Source organism: Mangrovicella endophytica, from assembly GCF_002893625.1.
Classification (GTDB): Bacteria; Pseudomonadota; Alphaproteobacteria; order Rhizobiales; family Rhizobiaceae; genus Mangrovicella; species Mangrovicella endophytica.
In genome coordinates this window covers 403869-422360 of the sequence record NZ_PKMZ01000002.1, presented here as the reverse complement: position 1 = coordinate 422360, position 18492 = coordinate 403869, and the positions used below count along the sequence as shown (strand labels likewise).

Genomic DNA, 18492 nt, shown 5'->3' with positions numbered 1-18492 from the left:
CGCGGTAGTGTTCCAGACGGCCGGCAAGAGTGATCGGCGTGAGCGCCCTCAGCGCCGCTCGTAGACGACGTGGCGGCTGGCGACGTCATCCTTCGGACCCGACGGCACATCTTCCGACGTCACCACGGTCCATCCGTCCCAGTCTATGGCCGGAAATCGCGCATCCCCCGCGGGGTCGGCATCGACATGGGTGATGGCGAGTCGATCGAGGCGGTCCAGGAACTCGGCATAGATCTCGCCGCCGCCGGCGATGATGATCTCGTCCACGCCGCGCTCGGCCGCCCTCTCGCCAGCCAGCCGCAGCGCCTCCTGTGGCGAATGCGCCAGGAAGACGCCGGCAATGGCGATCTCGGGCCGGTGCGTCAGCACGATCGTGTCGCGACGGTCGAGCGCCCGGCCGATCGATTCGATCGTCTTGCGGCCCATGATCATCGGCTTGCCCATGGTCAGGCTGCGATAGCGCTTCAGGTCGGTCGAGAGGCGCCAGGGCAGTTGCCCGTCCTGCCCGATCACGCCATTGCGCCCCATCGCGACGACGGCGGTCAGCCGCGGCTGGCCTTGCTCTGCCATCAAACCGCGACGTCCGCCTTGATGTGGCCGTGCGCCTCATAGCCCTCGATGGCGATGTCCTCGAATCGGAAGGCGAAGAGATCGTCGATCGCAGGGTTCAGCTTCAGGCGAGGCAGCGGCAGCGGCTCGCGCGACAGCTGCAGGCGAGCCTGCTCGAAATGGTTGGCGTAGATATGCGCGTCGCCCAGCGTATGGACGAAGTCGCCGGCCTTCAGCCCCGTCACCTGCGCCACCATGGCTGTCAGCAGCGCATAGGAGGCGATGTTGAAGGGGACACCGAGGAAGATGTCGCCCGAGCGCTGATAGAGCTGGCAGGAGAGTTTCCCGTCGGCGACATAGAACTGGAACAGGCAGTGGCACGGCGGCAGCGCCATCTCGTCCACCAGCGCCGGGTTCCAGGCCGACACGATCAGGCGGCGCGAATTGGGGTTGCGGCGGATATCGGCCACCACCCTCGCGATCTGGTCGATATGGCCGCCATTGTAGTCAGGCCAGGAGCGCCACTGCGCCCCGTAGACCGGGCCGAGATCGCCGTTCTCGTCCGCCCATTCGTCCCAGATCCGCACACCGTTGTCCCTGAGATAGGCGACGTTCGTCTCGCCCTTCAGGAACCACAGCAGTTCGTGGATGATCGAGCGCAGATGCAGCTTCTTGGTGGTGACGAGCGGGAAGCCGGCCGAGAGATCGAAGCGCATCTGATGGCCGAAGACCGAGCGCGTGCCGGTTCCGGTCCGGTCGCCCTTGAGCGTACCGTCGGTGAGGACGCGGTCGAGGAGATCGAGATATTGGCGCATGCATACTCCGGCCTGAATGCGGAGCCCCGCCACCCGGCACTGGCGCAGGCTCGCGCCCTCGAAGCGGATTCGGATACGGCGTCACCGCAGCCTATCCATCTCAGACGCACCCCGCCCTGTCGACTCCGGAAGCGGCGGCGATGACGGATTAGCGATCGCTCGTGCGCCCGCCGCAACAGGCGCGCGGCATCGCCGCGACAGGCGCCACATCATCAGTGTCATCGATAGCGATTTCCGATCTTTGCAGGGCGCGCCTGAGCCCCTATATTCCGCGTGCCGGTCACCCGACCGGCTATGGCGATAAACGGCCGATGTAATAAACCTTTCGGACCCGGGGGCGGTACCCGGCGCCTCCACCTCAACCCATCCGCTGCGATGGGCTGAGGCGGGGGCGAAATAGGATCGACGAGGGCGTAAAGATCGGACTTTTGCTCGGCATGGTTCCGCCGTTATCGGGCCGTACAATAGTTGCCAACGACAACTATGCGGAAGCCCGTCTCGCTGCTTAATGCAGTGCGATAGCTTCAATCAAAGCCCTGGGGGTTCGCACCTCTAGGCGGGGTTCGGAGGCACCTGGCAACAGAAGCCTCCACTTCATTTTAGGCAGGCGCTGCCTGCAGCCGGCATGTATTCGGGGAATCGATGGGCCAGGATCTGATCCGCTACGACATTCTCGCGCAGGACGCGCTCCGCGGCGTCATCCGCAAGGTGTTGGCCGAAGTGATCAAGACCGGCCTGCCGGGCGATCACCACTTCTTCATCACCTTCCTGACGTCGGCACCCGGCGTGCGGCTGTCGACGCGCCTGCGCGAGAAGTATCCGGAGCTGATGACGATCGTCATCCAGCACCAGTACTGGGACCTGCAGGTCACCGACACGAACTTCGAGGTCGGCCTCTCCTTCTCCGACATCCCGGAGCGCCTGCTGATCCCGTTCAGCGCGATCCGCGGCTTCTACGACCCAGCGGTGAATTTCGAACTCGAATTCGACGTGCGCGAGGTCGAGGCGGCGAATGCCGATGGCGAGGGCGCGACTGTCGCCTCCATCGCACCGGTGACGAGCGAGGCCGAGGCGCCAAAGCCGGTGAAGGCGCCGGCGACCGCCAAGCTGCCGGCCAAGGACAAGGCTCCGGCTGCGGCCAAGCCCGCAAAGGAGCCGGCGGCCGAAGACGGCAAACGCGCCGCCGAGGTCGTCTCGCTCGACGCCTTCCGCAAGAAGCCATAAGGCACGTGTCCCTGCATGGCGGAGATCATCAACCTTCGCCGCGAGCGCAAGCGGGCCGAGGCTCGCCGCAAGGATGACAAGGCCGCGGCCAACCGCGTTCTCCACGGCCTGCCCAAGGCACTGCGCCAGACGGCAAGTGCGGAACGAGAGCGGTCGGCGGCACAGCTCGACGCGCACCGGCTGGATGATGCCGGGGCGATGGACGGCGGTCCGGCAAAGCCCGGCGCATGATCGTCAAGCGGTCGATCGCCATTCGCGGCCATCGAACCTCCATCAGCATCGAAGAACCATTCTGGGCGGCGCTGCGCGCCATGGCCGATCGTCAGGCGATCTCGCTCGCCGGCCTCGTCGCCCGCATCGATGCCCGCCGGGATGAATCCACGAACCTCTCCTCCGCCATCCGGGTCGCGGTCCTGACGGATGCGCTGGAACGTCAGCCGGCGGCGGATCTTGGCGAACGCACGTCCTTGCAAGCCGCAGCAGACGTGAGCTGAACCGGGCCCGATGGGCATCACGGGGAGGCGATGGTCAGCGGACGATCAAGTGAGGCCTGCCGCACCGTCGCGAGCGTGATGAACCCAGCATCGGCCTGCGATCAGAACCGCAGCGGATCGTTGACGCCCGGCAATGACGGGAAGTCAGGCGCCGGAGTCGTCGCAGGCGCATCGGGTCCGGCAACCGGCGCGCCGAAATCGGGCTCCGGACGTGGTGTCGTCGGCGGCTGCGCCACTGCCGGGCGCTCCGTCGGACTGATCTGCGGCGATGCCGGCGTCGCAGGCGTCGGCGCACGGCTGCGTTGAGCCGCAGCTGCCTCCGCCTCGCGACGGCGTTCGGCGGCCGCACGCTCAGCCCGCTCCGCCGCGGCACGCTCAGCAGCCGCCCGTTCCGCCTCGGCTGCGGCCGCTGCGGCCGCAGCCCGCGCTTCCTCTTCCAGCCGGGCCTGCCGCTCGGCATCCTCGCGCCGCTGGCGTTCGAGCCGCATCTGCTCGGCCTCTTCGGCGGCGTTGGCCGCGGCCGCACGGGAAAATTCCTCGGCGCGGGAGCGGTAGAGCCTCGCCTCGCGGCGCAGCCGCAGCTTCTCCTGCAACGCCTCCTGCATCGCCTCCACCCGCGCCTGTTCGCGCTCCAGCGCCCGCACCGACAGGTAGTTTGCGAGAGGCTCGGCGCTGATCGTCAGCGAGGGCGCCGCGGCCGAACCGCGCAGGGCATAGGTGACTGCAGGGACCGCGCCTTCCACCGCCTCGTCTCCCGGATCGAACGCGAGCGACAGGTCGGCCTCGGCATCGAGATCGGCGAGATCGAGCGAGCCACCGACCGTCAGCATCTCGCCGGGACGGGCGATGGCCGTCGGCGTGAAGCGGGCGACACCGCCGGTCAGCGCGAAGTCGGCGCCGAAGTCGAGCGGACCGTAGCGCCGGCCAGCCGAAAGGCGTTTCACCAAGGCGCTCGCATTGGGCTCCGAAGCGTCGAAACCCTCTGCATCCGCTGCCGCCAGGATGGAGGGGAAGAGCCCTTCCGCCAGACCCGGCAGTTCCGTATCCGTCAGCTCGACGCGGCCGGCCCCGACGGAGGCCGAGGCAAGCCCGGCATAGGACTGGCCGCTGGCATCGATCGCCACCGTCGCGGCGAGCGTCCCGTTCAGTCCGGTTCCTGCCGGCGCGGTTTCGCCGGGCGCGGCGGCCGGCCACAGGGTCGCCAAGTCGATGCCGGCAAGGTTGAGCTTCAGCGAGGCGCTGCCGATCCCGGCGGCGTTGCGGAAGGCGGCCGAGCCCTCGACCGTACCCGTGGCTATGCGTGCGCTCAGCGCCTCGATCGAGAGGCGATCGCCGGCGCCGGACACGCGCGCCGAGACGCCTGCGGCCTCGGGACCGGTGCCGAGCCAGAGCCGGTCGGCCTTCAGGTCGACGCCGTATTCGACGTCCGGCAGCAGCGACGGCAGGAACGCCTCTTCAGGCCAGAGCCCGGCCGCGTCATCCAGCGGCGCACGGCCATAGACGAGCGTCGCCAGCCACGGCATCGAGAGGTCCGACAGCGTCACGCTGCCGCCGATGGCACCGCCGCCGGTCCGCGCGAGATCGGCTGCGACGCGTGTACCCGCGATGTCGCCGGAGAGATCCTGAAGTGTCCAGTCGTCCTTGAACCAGGACAGGCGCGCCGCGGCTTCGACGGGCAGGCTCTCGAAGGACTGGCCGAGCGAGACCGCCGTCATCAGGAGGAAGGGCGAGAGGTCGGTGCTGCGGATTGCCACGGACAGATCGGCGCCGACGAGGCCCGCCGGCTCGATGTCGAGCGTCCCGTCCGCCGAGATGTCCGTTCCCGGCGCGCGCAGGCTGGCGCTGGCGGCCACCGGCCCGGTTGCAGCCGCCGAGAGCGAGAGCGCGGCGGTGAGCGGCGCCGGCGCATCCACCGGCAGCGTCTCCAGGCCGAGCTGCGCCAGCAGCACGCCCGGCTCATCATTCGTCAGCGTCAGCTCCGCGCCGAAGCGGCCGCTTTCGCTTGCGCCGTAGAGCCCGTTTTCCAGCGCGCTGGTGAGCTTGATCGCCGTGCCGTCCGCGCGTCCCGCCAGCCGCAGCATCAGCGTCGGCTTGGCGCCGGCTTCGCCCGGCGCGGTCTTGACCTCGCCGCTGACCGCCAGCGGGCCGAGGCGGTCGGAGCGCTCGGCCAGCGCCGCGACGATGGGGACTTCGGGCAGCCGGTCGCGCAGCAGCGTGAAGAGCGGCTGCGGTCGCTCGGCGTCCAGCTTGAAGGTCAGCGCGCCCTCGGCCGACTGATCGAGGCCGGTCAGCCGGCCCGCGGTCGACAGGTTGGCGCCCGCGAGATCGCCGATGTCGAGGCGCTCGATCGAGAGGGTAGCGCCATCATAGGCAAGGTCGGCGTCGACGCGCGCCGCCGCGGCATCGCCGCTGCGGATCGGCCCAGCCTTGAGCTTCAGCCGCAGCCGGTCGGCCGAGGCAACGCTCTCGCCCGCGCCGGTGAAGAGCCTCGACAGCGCCAGCAGCGCATCGAGATCGATCGCGCCGCCGGAAAGCTCGGCGTCGACGAGGCGATGGCCGCTCTCGGCCGATCGCGCCAGATGCCCCTTCAGGCCCTGCCCGCCAACGTCCACCTCCAGCTCGTCGAAACGCTGTGCCGCCGCCGACAGATCAACCTTGGCGGAAAAGCCGGCACGCGGCAGCGTGCGGATTGCGGGATCGACCGAACCCGTCAGCCAGTCGGCGAAGCCGGAGGGCTGGCGGGACGCCAGGAGAAGGTCGCCGGCAAACCGCAGCGCGGTGCTGGGAAAGACGTCGCCGGAGGCTTCGATGCGGGTGCGTCCGGGCAGTTCGGCGGCAAAGTCCTTCACCGTCCAGGCGCCGGCAGCGCCAGGCGAAACCACGAAGCCGACGTCGCGGATCGTGGTGTCGCCCGCCACCACCACCGGCAGCTTGATCGTCGCGGTGCCCGGCAGCGGCGGCTGCGGAATGGCGGCGAGCACGCGGCGCGTCGCCTCCAGCCGCTCGGCGAAGCTCGGTTTCGGCGTGTCCGCCGCCCCCGGCGTGACATCCGTCGGAGGAACAGCTGGTGCACCCTGCGAAGAAGCCAGTCCTGTCTCCTCGGTGCCTGGCGCAGCCAGAGTGTTGACGTCGACCTGCTCGCCCTGGAGATCCAGAGTGAAATGCGGGTTTTTGCCGAAGTCGAGCGTGCCGGCACCGGTCATCGCATAGGGCGCCGTCCCCTTGCCGACCGTGACACGCATCTCGCTCAGCTCAGCGGCGGTCACCGTGGCCGCGACCGCGCTCGTCATGTGCACCGGCGTCTGTTCGTCGGCGGCATCCGCACCGGAGGCCGCGGTATCGGCTGTTCCCGTCGGTCCGGGAGACCCGGTCAGCATCGCCGCCGGCGGCCGCTGCACTTGCAGCGTCCCGGCGAGGTGTGGCTGCCCCTCCGCCACACGCGCAGCGCCGTCGAAGGTCACGCTGCCGTCGAGCCGGTCCGAGGCGACATCGAGCTTCAGCGGCAGGGCGCCGTCCGGTTGTGCCTCGCCCGAGCTGATCGAGAAGCGCAGCGCCTCGCCGTCTGCGACAAAGCTGCCGAAGCCGGCGATCGGACCCACGAGCGAGCGGGCCGACAGCGTCGCATTGACGTTGGACAGGACATGCGATCGCCCGGTCAATCCGTTCTCGATCAGCACCGAACCATCGGTGATCGCGACGTTCTCCAGCACCACGGTCGCAGCGGTGTGGAACGACGGCTGCCCCACCACCCAGTCGACGCGACCCGCCTCCGAAACGGGCACGCGCACGCGCGGCCGCTCGACCGTCATCGAATAGATGCGGATCTCGCCGGAGAGGTAGGGCGCCAGCTCGGCATCCATGCGGAAACGGTCGATCGTCATCAGCGGCACGTCACCGGCGCCCTCCACCGCGACATTGGTGAAGGTGACCGACGGAAACGGCAGGAGCCGCGCCGAGGCGTCGCCATGAACGACCACCGGCCGCCCAACGATGCGCGAGGCCTCACGCTCGAAGTCGGCGCGATAGGCGGTCCAGTCGATGAAGAAGGGCGCGATCACGGCCGCCATCAGCGCCAGCACCAGAAGGCTGCCGAGAACGACGAAGGCTCTGATCAGGGCGAGGCTCCTTCCCTCCCGCCGGAGACTGCTCGGCAGGCCGTGGCGGCGTGTCGACGCAAGCGCCGCCCGGCGGCGAAAGCGGGCGGCCATGATGATTTTGTGTTAGCCGAAGCATCCCGGTGCGGCAATGCGGCGCCGCCGCCGCATCCGAACGTGGCTAAGAGCCTTCCGCCGCCGGACGAGGCGGCGCGGCCGCTAGAGAAAGATTTTGCCGGGGTTGAGGATGTTCTTCGGGTCGAGCGTCGCCTTGATCGCCCGCATGACCTCCAGCGCCTCCGGCAGCTCGCGGGCGAGGAAGCCGCGCTTGCCCTGCCCGATGCCGTGCTCGCCCGTGCAGGTGCCGTCCATGGCGAGCGCCCGATCGTTGAGCCGGGCGATAAAGGCTTCCGCCTTGTCGATCTCGGCGGGATCGCTCGCATCGAGCAGCATCGAAACGTGGAAATTGCCGTCGCCGACATGGCCGACGATCGGTGCGAGCAGGCCGGTCGCCTCGATGTCGAGGCGGGTCTCCTCGATACAGTCGGCAAGCCGCGACACCGGCACGCAGACATCCGTCGAGATGCTCTGGGCACCCGGCCGCAGCGCCATCGCCGCCCAGAGGAAATTGTGCCGCGCCTTCCAGAGCTTCGCCCGCTCCTCCGTCCGGGTCGAGCCCGCGAAGGGTCCGCCGCCATGCTCCTCGGCGATTGCCGAGAACAGCTCCGACTGCTCGGCGACGCCGGTCGGCGAGCCATGCAGTTCGATGAAGAGGCAGGGCGAGGCCGGCAGGTCGAGCTGCGAATAGCCGATCGCCGCCTTCACCGCGACTTCGTCGAGAAGCTCGATCCGCGCCACCGGGATGCCGGTCTGGATCGTCTGGATCACCGCGTCGCAGGCGCTCTTCACGCTTGGGAATGGGCAGACGCCGGAGAGGATCGTCTCAGGTATGCCGTAGAGCTTCAGGTTGATGCTGGTGATGATGCCGAGCGTACCTTCCGACCCAACCAGAAGCCGCGTCAGGTCGTAACCGGCGGAGGTCTTCTTGGCCCGCCGTGCGGTGCGCACGATCCGCCCATCCGCCATCACGGCGGTAAGGCCGATCACGTTGTCCTTCATCGTGCCGTAGCGTACCGCATTCGTGCCCGAGGCCCGCGTCGCCGCCATGCCGCCGATGCTCGCATTGGCACCGGGGTCGATCGGGAAGAACAGGCCGGTGTCGCGCAGCGCGTTGTTCAGCGCCTCGCGGGTGACACCCGGCTCGACGGTGCAATCGAGATCCTCGGCATGGACGGCCAGGATTTTGTCCATCTGCGACAGATCGAGGCAGACGCCGCCCTGCGGCGCGTTGACATGCCCCTCCAGCGACGACCCCGTACCGAAGGGGATGATCGGCACGCCGTGCTCACCGGCGATCAGCACGAGATCGCGCACCTCGTCCTCGCTCCCGGCAAACAGCACCGCGTCCGGCATCTGGTTGGGAATGTAGCTCGTTGAATGCGCATGGGCGCGGCGCACGTCCTCGCCGGTGACGAGGCGGTCCCCGAAGCGCTGCTTGAGGATCGGCAGCGCCCGCGCAATCCCCTCACGCGCCGGGCGCGCCTCCGACAGGATGTCCTTCAGGGCCATGTTCGCTCCTTCCCGGCCGGCAGCGCCGCCGCGGCGGCTCCGCCGCATGCATAGACGCAGCCGATGCCGCCGTCATCCCGTGGCTGGCGGCCGCGGCCGAACCGAGCCTCGCTTCCGCGGCCGACATTTACCGCCAAGCTGCGAGCACGCCGGGCTTGTCGCCGGTGATCGGATCGCTCTCCGGCAGCGCCAAGAGGGCGATCGCCTGCCGCGCCGCGTCGACGCTCATCGAGCCCTCCCGCACGATGGCGCCGTCCTGGCCCGGCGGATAGGCCCCGACGACGGCGAAGTCGCTCGTGCCGGAGAGGCGCTTGTGCCCGGTGCCGGCCGGCAGGATGGCGACGTCCCCGGGCTTCAGCGTGATTGCGACGCCGCCCTCGCCGCCGAAGCCGATCACCGCCTCGCCGCGGATGCAGGCGAGCACCTCATGGCCCGTCGTGTGGTAGTGCCAGAAGTCGTAGACGGTGTAGGTCCAGGTGCCCTGCCAGCCGTTGCGCTTCAGCAGCGCCTCGCCATCGGCGGAGTTGCGGGCCTCCGGCGGCAGAGCACCCGGCAGGATGAGGAGCGGCAGCGGGCTGTTCGGAATGGTGGCTGTCGGCTGAAGCCGGATCACTTGCAAGGCGGATCGTCCTTCTTTGTGCTTTCGTTGCGGTCCTCAAGCCAGTAGTTGAGGTCGTATCGGCTTTGCCGACGATATGATGCTGATGAACCGATAGTCGATCGCCCGTCCAGCGCCGTTCGAGCTCCGTGGTGCCCCGGAGCGCGGGCTGTTCCGCGAGGCTCGTGTCTCCGCAAGGCACGTCGACCGGTGGTCATGAGCGATACGGCCGCCGTCGCCGGATATGCGGCGGCGGGGCGCCAGATGACAGATCGCGAGCCGAGGAGCTGAGCGTGGCAGACCGCCTCTATTTCGCCTACGGCTCCAATCTCAGCAAAGCGCATATGGCGGCGCTGTGCCCCGGCGCCGAACCCGTCGGCGCAGCGACCCTGGCCGATTACCGGCTGGTCTTCCGGACCTTCGCCGATATCGAGCCCGCCGCGGGCTGCAACGTGGTCGGCGGCTTGTGGCGAGTCACTGCAGCCTGCGAAGCCGCGCTCGACGCCTATGAGAATCTCGACGGCGGGCTGTATCGCCGGATCGAGATCCTGCCGCAGTGGCTCGGGCCAGACGCCATTCCTCCCGCGGACGGTCAGCCCGAAGCTGCTCCGGCCGTGTTCGCCTATCGCATGAACGAAGCCGGCTACGCCGTGCCCGCGAATGCCTATCTTGCCGTCATAGAAGCCGGCTATCGCGACTTTGGTTTGCCGGTGGAACCGCTCGTCGCGGCAGCCGCCGCGTCAGGCGTGGACGCCGCCGCAAGCAGCGGTCGCGCCTGACGCTCGTCCCGGTGCCTCAGCTGTCGGCCTCGAGCTTGTCCTTCAGGAAGCCGACTGTGCGGCTCCAGGCGAGATCGGCCGCCGCCTTGTCGTAGCGCGCGGCCGAGGTGTCGTTGTTGAAGGCGTGGTTGACCCCTTCGTAGACGAAGATCTCGTGCTCCACCTTCGACGCTTCGAGAGCCTCACGGTAAGCGTCGATGCCAGCATTGATGCGGTTGTCGAGGCCGGCATAGTGCAACATCAGCGCCGCCTTGATCTTCGGCACCTCGGCCGCGTCCGGCTGCCGGCCATAATAGGCAACGCCCGCCTTCAGCTTCGGGTCCGCGACGGCGAGGTCGTTGACGAGTCCGCCGCCCCAGCAGAAGCCGACAGCGCCGACGCGGCCCTCGACGCCGCCCTGCTGGCCCAGCCAGTCGACCGCGGCGACGGCGTTCTTCACGGTCGTCGCGGCGTTCAGCTCCTGGATCAGCTTTCGCGCCTGATCCTCGTCGGGCGGCGTTCCGCCGGCGGCGGACAGAAGATCCGGCGCCAGCACGGTAAATCCCTCCAGCGCCAGGCGCCTCGCGACATCCTGGATGTGCGCGTTGAGCCCGCGGTTCTCGTGGATCACGAGGACGCCGGGGAGATCGCCGGTGCTGCCTGCCGGCTTCGTCAGATAGGCCTTGATGTCGCCCTCGGGCCCGGGCAGCGTCGCCCAGATCGAGGTCAGCCGTGAATCCTCCGGCGCGACGAGTTCTGCTCGCGTGGGCGAGGCCGCCAGCAGCGGCGCGATCGCGGCGGCCGCCGAAGCCGAGCCGGCGAGCCCGGTCAGCTTCTGCATGAAGCCGCGCCGGTCGAGGGTCAGATGGGTGTATTCGTCATAAGCGTCGATCATCGCCTGGCTGATCGCCGGCTGCTCGTCTTGTGCCATGGTGCCCTCCTCCGCCTGCCCGGCAGACGTTAGCATCCGAGGCGCGGCACGCAATCGCCTAGCAACTCCGAGCGCTTGTAAGGGGCCACCCGTCGGCAGCGACCAATTGTCCCGTGGCGCAGCGGCGCCTGCCGGCTGTCGACGAGCACGGCCTGGCCCCTCGCGCGGCGGCGTTGAGGACGCTCCTGCAAGCTCCTATAGGAAAGTATCCGCCCGACGCGCGGCCCCTCTCCTCTCCTCCGCACTCGAGGCTCCCCTTGTCACCCGACGTCGATTCGGTCGTCCCCTCCGCCATTCTGCCGAAGAGCGTCGACGTCGTCGTCATCGGCGGCGGCATCGCCGGAACCAGCACCGCCTTCTTCCTTCGGCAGAAGGGGCTCTCCGTCGCGCTCTGCGAAAAGGGCCGGATCGGCGGCGAGCAGTCCAGCCGCAATTGGGGCTGGTGCCGCGCCATGGGCCGCGATTCGCGCGAGATCCCGCTGATCCAGGAAAGCCTGCGCATCTGGAAGCGGCTCGACGGGCTAGTCGGCGAGGATGTCGGCTACCGGACCTGCGGCATCCTGTATCTGTGCGACTCCAAGGCCGAGCTGGAGAGCTACGAGCCGTGGCTGGAGCATGCGCGCCAGCACCAGATCGGCTCGAAGCTGATCTCGCAGGCCGAGGTGCAGGCGCTGATGCCGGGCTTCTCGCGCCCTGTGGCGGGGGCGCTCTACACCGCGTCCGACGGGCGTGCCGAGCCGCAGATGGCCGCCCCCGCCATCGCCCGGGCCTTCGCCGCGGCCGGCGGCACGCTCCTCACCGACTGCGCAGTGCGCACGGTCGAGACGGAAGGCGGGCGCATTTCCGGCGTCGTCACCGAGCGCGGGCCGATCGCGGCCAAGGCCGTGGTGCTCGCCGGCGGCGCCTGGTCGCGGCTCTTTGCCGGCAATGCCGGCATCGCGCTGCCGCAGCTGAAGGTCCTCGGCTCGGTCCTGCGCACCGAGCGCCTCGACGACGCGCCGGAGATCTCCTCGGCCGCTTCCGACTTCGCCTTTCGCAAGCGGCTCGATGGCGGCTACAACATCGCCCATGGCGGCCTGTCGACCTTCGACATCACACCGGACAGTTTCCGCCTCTTCAGTGCGTTCCTGCCGGCGCTGCGCGGCAACTACAAGGGCCTAGCCCTGCGCCTCTCCGGACGCTTCCTCACCGAATTGCGCCAGCCGCGCCGCTGGGCGGCCGACGCGATCTCGCCCTTCGAGCACGAGCGCGTGCTCGACCCGGAGCCGGCGCACAAGCTTCTGGACACAGCCTTTGCGGCCTTCCGAGCCTCGCATCCGGCGTTTGCCGCGGCCAGGGAGAAGCAGCGCTGGGGCGGCCTCATCGACGTCACGCCCGATGCGGTGCCGGTCATCTCGGACGTGCCGAGCCTGCCCGGCTTCTTCATGGCGACCGGCTTCTCCGGCCACGGTTTTGGCATCGGCCCGGGTGCCGGCCGGCTGATGGCCGACATCGTTGCAGGCGACGACCCGGTGGTGGATCCCCACCCGTTCCGCTTCTCGCGCTTCAGCGACGGCAGCCGCATCACCGTCGAGGCCGGCATCTGATCGCGGCGCGCCGCCGCCGTCCACGAATGAGCGCCCGGGGCGCGGACGCAACAGGAGCGGAGCGCCGCTTGTGGCGCGACGATGTTCCGCTAGTGTTCCCCGCCGAACCGACTACATAGGCACGATGAGCGATTCCAACGATCTGCCGCCGCACCCCGCTTCGCAGCCGTCCCGCGGCGGCGGTATCGCGGCGCGGGCCATGGCGGCGCGGGCGCCGCAGACGCCGGATTACCTCTCCGGGCTGAACGAGGAGCAGCGGGCCGCCGTCGAGACGACGGAGGGGCCGGTGCTGGTCTTGGCCGGCGCGGGCACCGGCAAGACGCGGGTGTTGACCACCCGCATCGCCCACATCCTCGCCACTGGCCGGGCGTTTCCGAGCCAGATCCTCGCGGTCACCTTCACCAACAAGGCGGCGCGCGAGATGAAGACGCGCATCGGCCTTCTCGTCGGTTCGATGGTCGAGGGCATGCCCTGGCTCGGCACCTTCCACTCGATCGGCGTGAAAATCCTGCGCCGCCACGCCGAGCTCGCCGGACTGAAGCCGAACTTCACCATCCTCGACACCGACGACCAGATCCGGCTGATCAAGCAGCTGATCCAGGCCGAGGGTCTCGACGACAAGCGCTGGCCGGCGCGCTCCTTCGCCAACATGCTCGATGGCTGGAAGAACAAGGGCCTGACACCGAAGGACATTCCGGAGGGCGACGCTCGGGCCTTCGCCAACGGCAAGGGCCGCGAGCTCTACCAGGCCTATCAGGACCGGCTGAAGAGCCTCAACGCCGCCGATTTCGGCGACCTGCTGCTGCATCCGATCGCGATCTTCCGCGCGCACCCGGACGTCCTTGCCGACTATCACCGGCGCTTTCGCTACATCCTCGTCGACGAGTACCAGGACACCAACGTCGCGCAGTATCTGTGGCTGCGCCTCCTCGCGCAGCGCCCGCAGCCGCGGCGGGATCGCGCTGTGGAAGATCATGGCGCCGTTGCCAGCGGTGCAGGAGGCGACGCATCTCCGAGCGCAGCGAGGCAAGGCCGAACGGCCGCCGCGCCCGATGGCGCGCCCCTGCGGAGCGAGCCGCGAAGCGGCGACAGCGGGAGCACTGTGAACGTCTGTTGTGTGGGCGACGACGACCAGTCGATCTATGGCTGGCGCGGCGCCGAGGTCGACAACATCCTGCGCTTCGAGAAGGATTTTCCGGGCGCGACGGTGATCCGGCTGGAGCGCAACTATCGCTCCACCGCCCACATCCTCGGCGCCGCCTCGCATCTCATCGCCCATAATGAGGACCGGCTCGGCAAGACCCTCTTCACCGACTTCTCCGACCCCGAGCACGAGCGTGTTGCGGTGAACGCCGGCTGGGACTCGGAGGAGGAAGCCCGCGCCATCGGCGAGGAGATCGAGCAGCTGCAGCGCCAGGGCCACGCGCTGAACGACATGGCCATCCTGGTGCGCGCGTCCTTCCAGATGCGCGAGTTCGAAGACCGCTTCGTCACGCTCGGCCTCAACTACCGCGTCATCGGCGGCCCGCGCTTCTACGAGCGCCTGGAGATCCGCGACGCCATGGCGTATTTCCGCGCCGTGGTGCAGCCGGCCGACGATCTCGCTTTCGAGCGCATCGTCAACACGCCGAAACGCGGCCTTGGCGACGCCACCGTTCGTCTCCTCCACGATTATGCCAGGGCCAAGGGTATCCCGCTGATCGCCGCCGCCGGCGAGCTGACGCAGACCGAGGAGCTGAAGCCGAAGGTGCGCGCCACCCTGCGCGGCCTGGTCGAGCAGTTCCGCCGTTGGTCGTCGCTCCTCGGCACCACGCGCCATACCGATCTTGCCGAGACGATCCTGGAGGAGTCCGGCTACACCGAGATGTGGCAGAACGACCGCTCGGCCGAGGCGCCGGGCCGGCTAGACAACCTCAAGGAGCTGATCCGCTCCATGGAGGAGTATGAGAGCCTGCCCTCCTTCCTGGAGCATGTCGCGCTCGTCATGGACGCCGAGCAGAACGAGGAACTCGACGCCGTCTCCATCATGACGCTCCACTCGGCCAAGGGGCTGGAATTCGAGACCGTGTTCCTGCCGGGTTGGGAGGAAGGCCTCTTCCCGCACCAGCGCGCCCTCGACGAGGGCGGGCGCTCCGGCCTCGAGGAGGAGCGGCGCCTCGCCTATGTCGGCATCACCCGCGGCAAGAAGCGGGTGAAGATCTGGTTCGTCTCCAACCGCCGCATTCACGGCCTTTGGCAATCGACCATCCCCTCCCGTTTCCTCGACGAGCTGCCGGAGGACCATGTGGAGGTGATGGAGGCGAACACGTCCTATGGGGGCTACGGCGCCGGCGGCTTCGGCGGCTATGGCGCCAGCCGCTGGGACGGCACCGCCGCCTTCAATCAGGGGGCCTATCGCACCCCCGGCTGGCAGCGCGCCCAGGCCGCGCAGGCGCGCGGCACGCCCGGCGCCGGATTTGCCGGCGATGGCTGGGGCGGCGGGCGCATTCGCGAAATCGCCTATGACGACGACGGGGTGAAGTCGAAGGCAGACCGCTATGCGCGGGATGCCGAAGCCAAGGCCGGCGGCTTCAGCAGCGGCTCGCAGGCGGGGTTCGGCGGCTCGGGCGGATCGGGCTTCGCCGGCCGCATGAACACCGAGCCGACGCCGCTGCGCCAGGGGCGCGGCTCCAACCAGCCGCCGCGGCGCGGCGCCGGCCTCTACTCCTCCGCCAAGGCGGGCGGCCCGCGCGAGATCGCCGGTGAGCTGGTGGCAAAGTCCGTCGCGACGGAGGAAAGCCGCTTTTCCGTCGGCGACCGCGTGTTTCACCTCAAGTTCGGCAATGGCACCGTGGCGGTGGTCGAGGGCAATAAGCTCACCGTCGACTTCGACCGTGCCGGCCAGAAGCGCGTCCTCGACAGTTTTGTCGAGGCTGTGTGACGCGGCGCCGTCCATGGCGATGAACCGCATCTGAGGCTGAACTCTACCCGGCAGCGCCACCTGTGCGGTGCTGCCGCACGTGGTCGACCAGCGCCCGCAGCTTCGGCGCCATGTTCCGCCGCTCGGGAAAGTAGAGGAAGAAGCCTGGGAATGGCGGGCCGTAGTCCTCGAGAAGAGCAACGAGTTCGCCGCGCCTGAGATACGGCCGGAACGTTTCTTCCATGCCGAAGGTCAGCCCGCCGCCGGCAAGCGCCGTGCGCAGCATCAGTCCCATGTCGTTGGTGGTGACCTGCGGCTTCACCGCCACGTCGAAGTCTCGCCCCTCTTCGGTGAACTCCCAGCGATAAGGCGCGACGTCCGGCGCCGGGCGCCAGCCGATGCAGCGATGCGCGGCGAGCTCGCGCGGATGCGTTGGCGTGCCATGCCGCTCCAGATAGCCCGGCGCTGCGACTACGATCTGCCGCTGGTCGCCGGAGACGGGCACCGCGATCATGTCCTGCTCCAGCACCTCGCCGAGGCGGACGCCGGCGTCAAACCCCTCCGCGACGATGTCGAATTCGGCATCCGTCACCGTGACGTCGATCTCGACCGCCGGATGGGCCGCCGCGAAGCTAGCGATCAGCGGACCGGAGATAAAGCTTTCGGCAATGCTCGACACGGCGAGCCGCAGCCGGCCGCTCGGCCGCTCTGGCTGGTCGCTCGCGGTCTGCATCGCCTGCGTCAGCTCGCGGATCGATGGCGCGACCCGCTCGAAGAAGGCAGCGCCCGCTTCCGTCAGGCTGACGCTGCGGGTGGTCCGCTGCACCAGCGCCATGCCGAGGCGATCCTCCAACCGCCGCAGGGACTGGCTGACGGCCGAGCGGGTGACCCCGAGCCGCTCCGCCGCGACGCGGAAGCTACGCGTCTCGGCAACGGCAAGGAAGACGGACAGTCCGGTGAGGTCGCTGATCATTGGTTAGATCATCTTACCGGCGTCGTTACGATTGAGCAAATTGTCTGACGGACCACTGCCGCTTACGTCTCCCCCATCGCAGGAAGGAGACAGGACATGACCAATATTCCCCACACCTGGGACCTATCCGGCAAGGTGGCAGTGGTGACAGGCGCGGCCCGCGGCATCGGCCACGCAACGGCGACGCTGCTGCGCCGGCGCGGCGCCCGGATCGTTGCCATCGACCGGTCCGACGCCGTCCACGCCCTCGCCACCGAGGATGTCGCGACGCTTACTGCCGATGTTACCGAAGAGGCGGATGCCGTTGCCACCATGGCGCTGGCACTTCAACGCTTCGGCCGCCTCGACATCCTCGTCAACAATGCTGGCCGTACGCTCAACGTGCCGCTGGTCGACACCTCCGTCGCCGATTTCGACGCGATCCTCGCCGTCAACGCCCGCGGCAACTTCCTGCAGGCGCGTGAGGCGATGAAGGTGATGGCGGATGGCGGGGCCATCGTCTCCGTCGCCTCGATCTCCTCCGTCGTCGCCTTCAAGACGCAGGCTGCCTACGCGGCCTCAAAGGGCGCCATCGCCCAGCTGACACGCGTCATCGCGATCGAGGGCGGCGAGCGGGGCATCCGCGCCAATGCCGTACTGCCCGGCGTCATCGAGACCGACATCATGGAGGGCGTCGTCGAGGGCGACGGCCGCGCCATGCTGCGCAGCTTCGGCGACCAGCATCCGATTGGCCGCATCGGCCAGCCGGAGGAAATAGCCGAGGTGATCGCCTTCCTCGCCTCTCCCGCATCGAGCTTCGTCACCGGCGCGCTGGTCGCCGCCGACGGCGGCTGGACGGCGCAGTGACCGCAACACAATCCAACAAGGAAACGACCATGGCTTTGGACAAGACCATCCTCATCACCGGCGCATCGAGCGGCATCGGCGTCGGCATCGCCCGCGAACTTGCTGCCGCCGGCGCCAGGCTGGTGCTCGGCGCCCGGCGGACCGACCGGCTCGAAGCGCTGGCCGACGAGCTGCGCGCGACCGGCGCACAGGTGAAGACGCAGCGCCTCGACGTAACGCGTCGTGCGGACGTCGAAGCCTTCGCCGAGGCCGGGCGGAGTGCCTTCGGCCCGATCGACGCTATCGTCAACAATGCCGGCGTGATGCCGCTGTCGCTCATGGCCTCGCTGAAGGTGGACGAGTGGGACCGCATGATCGACGTGAACATCAAAGGCGTCCTCTACGGCGTCGCCGCCGTGCTGCCCGAGATGACGGCGCGCCGCTCCGGCCACATCGTCAATATCGCCTCCATCGGCGCCTTGAGCGTCTCGCCGACGGCCACCGTCTACTGCGCCACGAAATACGCGGTGCGCGCGATTTCGGACGGCCTGCGGCAGGAGAGCCAGGATATCCGCGTCACCTGCATCCATCCCGGCGTGGTGGAAAGCGAGCTGGCGGACACGATCACGGACGAGGCGGCAGCGGAGCTGATGAAGGGCTACCGGTCGATCGCCCTGAAGCCTGCTGCCATCGGACGCGCCGTGCGCTTCGCCCTGGAGCAGCCGGCCGATGTGGACGTCAGCGAGATCGTCGTCCGCCCGACGAAGTCGCCCTACTGATGCGCGCCCTGTCCCTTGCCGCGCTCGGTGCGGCCCTCCTCATCGAACCCGCCAGAGGAAACGAAGCCATGGCTGAGGCCAACCACCCTTACGTCGGCATGTGGGTCACCGCCGACGGCCGTATCCGGCAGGAGCTGCTGGCGAACGGCCGCTACGACGAGGCGCGCGGGCAGCGGCAAAGCGCCTATCAGGGCCGCTACGAGGTAAACGGCACCGGCATCTTCTACTGGGACGACACCGGCTTCACCGCCGACGGCACCTTCGTCAGCAACGACGAGTTGCACCATGGCGGCATGGTGTTCTTTCGCGAGCGTCGCTGACGGGATGTCGCTCCGGCA

At 68.8% G+C, this 18492-nt stretch carries 16 protein-coding genes and 1 other RNA gene; 10 read left to right on the top strand and 7 right to left on the bottom strand.

Translation table 11 applies throughout. The features are described from left to right. Positions 1-48: 48 nt before the first annotated feature. Both C0R46_RS07585 and C0R46_RS07580 read right to left on the bottom strand, forming a co-directional pair. The gene (locus C0R46_RS07585) at positions 49-570 is read right to left on the bottom strand and encodes a dihydrofolate reductase (protein WP_102958987.1); all 522 of its coding nucleotides are present in this window, start codon (positions 568-570) and stop codon (positions 49-51) included. Next, a complete protein-coding gene (locus C0R46_RS07580) occupies positions 570-1364 on the bottom strand; it encodes a thymidylate synthase (RefSeq protein ID WP_102958986.1) in 795 nt (264 codons plus the stop codon). The genes C0R46_RS07585 and C0R46_RS07580 overlap by 1 nt, the downstream gene beginning before the upstream one ends. A gap of 236 nt (positions 1365-1600) precedes the next feature. On the opposite strand from C0R46_RS07580, the gene ssrA reads away from it, so the two are divergent. The 4 genes from ssrA to C0R46_RS07560 all read left to right on the top strand — a co-directional run bounded on the left by ssrA (position 1601) and on the right by C0R46_RS07560 (position 3082). Further along, positions 1601-1958: a transfer-messenger RNA gene (gene ssrA / locus C0R46_RS07575) on the top strand. A gap of 48 nt (positions 1959-2006) precedes the next feature. Continuing rightward, a complete protein-coding gene (locus C0R46_RS07570; RefSeq protein WP_102958985.1) occupies positions 2007-2588 on the top strand; it encodes an SspB family protein in 582 nt (193 codons plus the stop codon). Positions 2589-2603: 15 nt separating this feature from the next. Further along, entirely contained in the window at positions 2604-2819 is a 216-nt protein-coding gene (locus C0R46_RS07565) for a DUF4169 family protein (RefSeq protein WP_102958984.1), read from the top strand. Next, on the top strand, positions 2816-3082 hold the full coding sequence (locus tag C0R46_RS07560; RefSeq protein ID WP_102958983.1) for a ribbon-helix-helix domain-containing protein: 267 nt from the start codon (positions 2816-2818) through the stop codon (positions 3080-3082). Before C0R46_RS07565 ends, C0R46_RS07560 begins: the two co-directional genes overlap by 4 nt. Positions 3083-3183: 101 nt before the next feature. Here C0R46_RS07560 and C0R46_RS07555 read toward each other — a convergent pair whose 3' ends face one another. The 3 genes from C0R46_RS07555 to C0R46_RS07545 all read right to left on the bottom strand — a co-directional run bounded on the left by C0R46_RS07555 (position 3184) and on the right by C0R46_RS07545 (position 9418). Beyond that, the gene (locus C0R46_RS07555) at positions 3184-7290 is read right to left on the bottom strand and encodes an AsmA family protein (RefSeq protein ID WP_102958982.1); all 4107 of its coding nucleotides are present in this window, start codon (positions 7288-7290) and stop codon (positions 3184-3186) included. A gap of 105 nt (positions 7291-7395) precedes the next feature. After that, entirely contained in the window at positions 7396-8805 is a 1410-nt protein-coding gene (locus tag C0R46_RS07550) for an FAD-binding oxidoreductase (RefSeq protein WP_102958981.1), read from the bottom strand. Between the two features lie 127 nt (positions 8806-8932). Continuing rightward, a complete protein-coding gene (locus tag C0R46_RS07545) occupies positions 8933-9418 on the bottom strand; it encodes a cupin domain-containing protein (RefSeq protein ID WP_245413490.1) in 486 nt (161 codons plus the stop codon). Positions 9419-9552: 134 nt separating this feature from the next. Here C0R46_RS07545 and C0R46_RS07540 point away from each other — a divergent pair, with 134 nt between their 5' ends. Continuing rightward, the gene (locus tag C0R46_RS07540) at positions 9553-10182 is read left to right on the top strand and encodes a gamma-glutamylcyclotransferase family protein (protein ID WP_342586496.1); all 630 of its coding nucleotides are present in this window, start codon (positions 9553-9555) and stop codon (positions 10180-10182) included. 16 nt (positions 10183-10198) lie between these two features. Here the strand turns inward: C0R46_RS07540 and C0R46_RS07535 are convergent, their stop codons facing one another. Continuing rightward, positions 10199-11092 carry a dienelactone hydrolase family protein gene (locus C0R46_RS07535; RefSeq protein ID WP_102958978.1) on the bottom strand — a complete coding sequence of 298 codons (894 nt, stop codon included), beginning with the start codon at positions 11090-11092 and terminating at the stop codon, positions 10199-10201. A 257-nt stretch (positions 11093-11349) separates the two neighbouring features. Between C0R46_RS07535 and C0R46_RS07530 the strand changes: the two genes are divergently transcribed. Together C0R46_RS07530 and C0R46_RS07525 are read left to right on the top strand one after the other, a co-directional pair. Then, positions 11350-12678 (top strand): NAD(P)/FAD-dependent oxidoreductase, encoded by a 1329-nt coding sequence (locus C0R46_RS07530; protein WP_102958977.1) that lies wholly within the window; start codon positions 11350-11352, stop codon positions 12676-12678. Positions 12679-12802: 124 nt separating this feature from the next. Then, complete coding sequence (locus C0R46_RS07525; protein WP_245413464.1) at positions 12803-15598, top strand: ATP-dependent helicase; 2796 nt, start codon at positions 12803-12805, stop codon at positions 15596-15598. 43 nt (positions 15599-15641) lie between these two features. On the opposite strand, the gene C0R46_RS07520 is transcribed toward C0R46_RS07525, so the two are convergent. After that, entirely contained in the window at positions 15642-16550 is a 909-nt protein-coding gene (locus C0R46_RS07520; protein ID WP_102958976.1) for a LysR family transcriptional regulator, read from the bottom strand. 96 nt (positions 16551-16646) lie between these two features. Here C0R46_RS07520 and C0R46_RS07515 point away from each other — a divergent pair, with 96 nt between their 5' ends. From C0R46_RS07515 to C0R46_RS07505, 3 genes are read left to right on the top strand one after another with little or no spacing between them, the layout of a single operon-like run. Then, entirely contained in the window at positions 16647-17396 is a 750-nt protein-coding gene (locus tag C0R46_RS07515) for an SDR family NAD(P)-dependent oxidoreductase (RefSeq protein WP_102958975.1), read from the top strand. 29 nt (positions 17397-17425) lie between these two features. Continuing rightward, positions 17426-18154, top strand: coding sequence for an SDR family oxidoreductase (locus C0R46_RS07510; RefSeq protein ID WP_102958974.1), 729 nt, complete (start codon positions 17426-17428; stop codon positions 18152-18154). After that, positions 18154-18474 (top strand): Atu4866 domain-containing protein, encoded by a 321-nt coding sequence (locus C0R46_RS07505; RefSeq protein WP_102958973.1) that lies wholly within the window; start codon positions 18154-18156, stop codon positions 18472-18474. Before C0R46_RS07510 ends, C0R46_RS07505 begins: the two co-directional genes overlap by 1 nt. The last annotated feature ends 18 nt before the right edge of the window (positions 18475-18492 follow it).

What these genes read in the sequence shown, in the direction of transcription:
- C0R46_RS07535 (WP_102958978.1), bottom strand. Translation starts at nt 11,092, where the DNA reads ATGGCACAAGACGAGCAGCCGGCGATCAGCCAGGCGATGATCGACGCT.
- C0R46_RS07560 (WP_102958983.1), top strand. Translation starts at nt 2,816, where the DNA reads ATGATCGTCAAGCGGTCGATCGCCATTCGCGGCCATCGAACCTCCATC.
- C0R46_RS07570 (WP_102958985.1), top strand. Translation starts at nt 2,007, where the DNA reads ATGGGCCAGGATCTGATCCGCTACGACATTCTCGCGCAGGACGCGCTC.
- C0R46_RS07520 (WP_102958976.1), bottom strand. Translation starts at nt 16,550, where the DNA reads ATGATCAGCGACCTCACCGGACTGTCCGTCTTCCTTGCCGTTGCCGAG.
- C0R46_RS07565 (WP_102958984.1), top strand. Translation starts at nt 2,604, where the DNA reads ATGGCGGAGATCATCAACCTTCGCCGCGAGCGCAAGCGGGCCGAGGCT.
- C0R46_RS07555 (WP_102958982.1), bottom strand. Translation starts at nt 7,290, where the DNA reads ATGGCCGCCCGCTTTCGCCGCCGGGCGGCGCTTGCGTCGACACGCCGC.
- C0R46_RS07550 (WP_102958981.1), bottom strand. Translation starts at nt 8,805, where the DNA reads ATGGCCCTGAAGGACATCCTGTCGGAGGCGCGCCCGGCGCGTGAGGGG.
- C0R46_RS07510 (WP_102958974.1), top strand. Translation starts at nt 17,426, where the DNA reads ATGGCTTTGGACAAGACCATCCTCATCACCGGCGCATCGAGCGGCATC.
- C0R46_RS07525 (WP_245413464.1), top strand. Translation starts at nt 12,803, where the DNA reads ATGAGCGATTCCAACGATCTGCCGCCGCACCCCGCTTCGCAGCCGTCC.
- C0R46_RS07505 (WP_102958973.1), top strand. Translation starts at nt 18,154, where the DNA reads ATGCGCGCCCTGTCCCTTGCCGCGCTCGGTGCGGCCCTCCTCATCGAA.
- C0R46_RS07515 (WP_102958975.1), top strand. Translation starts at nt 16,647, where the DNA reads ATGACCAATATTCCCCACACCTGGGACCTATCCGGCAAGGTGGCAGTG.
- C0R46_RS07585 (WP_102958987.1), bottom strand. Translation starts at nt 570, where the DNA reads ATGGCAGAGCAAGGCCAGCCGCGGCTGACCGCCGTCGTCGCGATGGGG.
- C0R46_RS07580 (WP_102958986.1), bottom strand. Translation starts at nt 1,364, where the DNA reads ATGCGCCAATATCTCGATCTCCTCGACCGCGTCCTCACCGACGGTACG.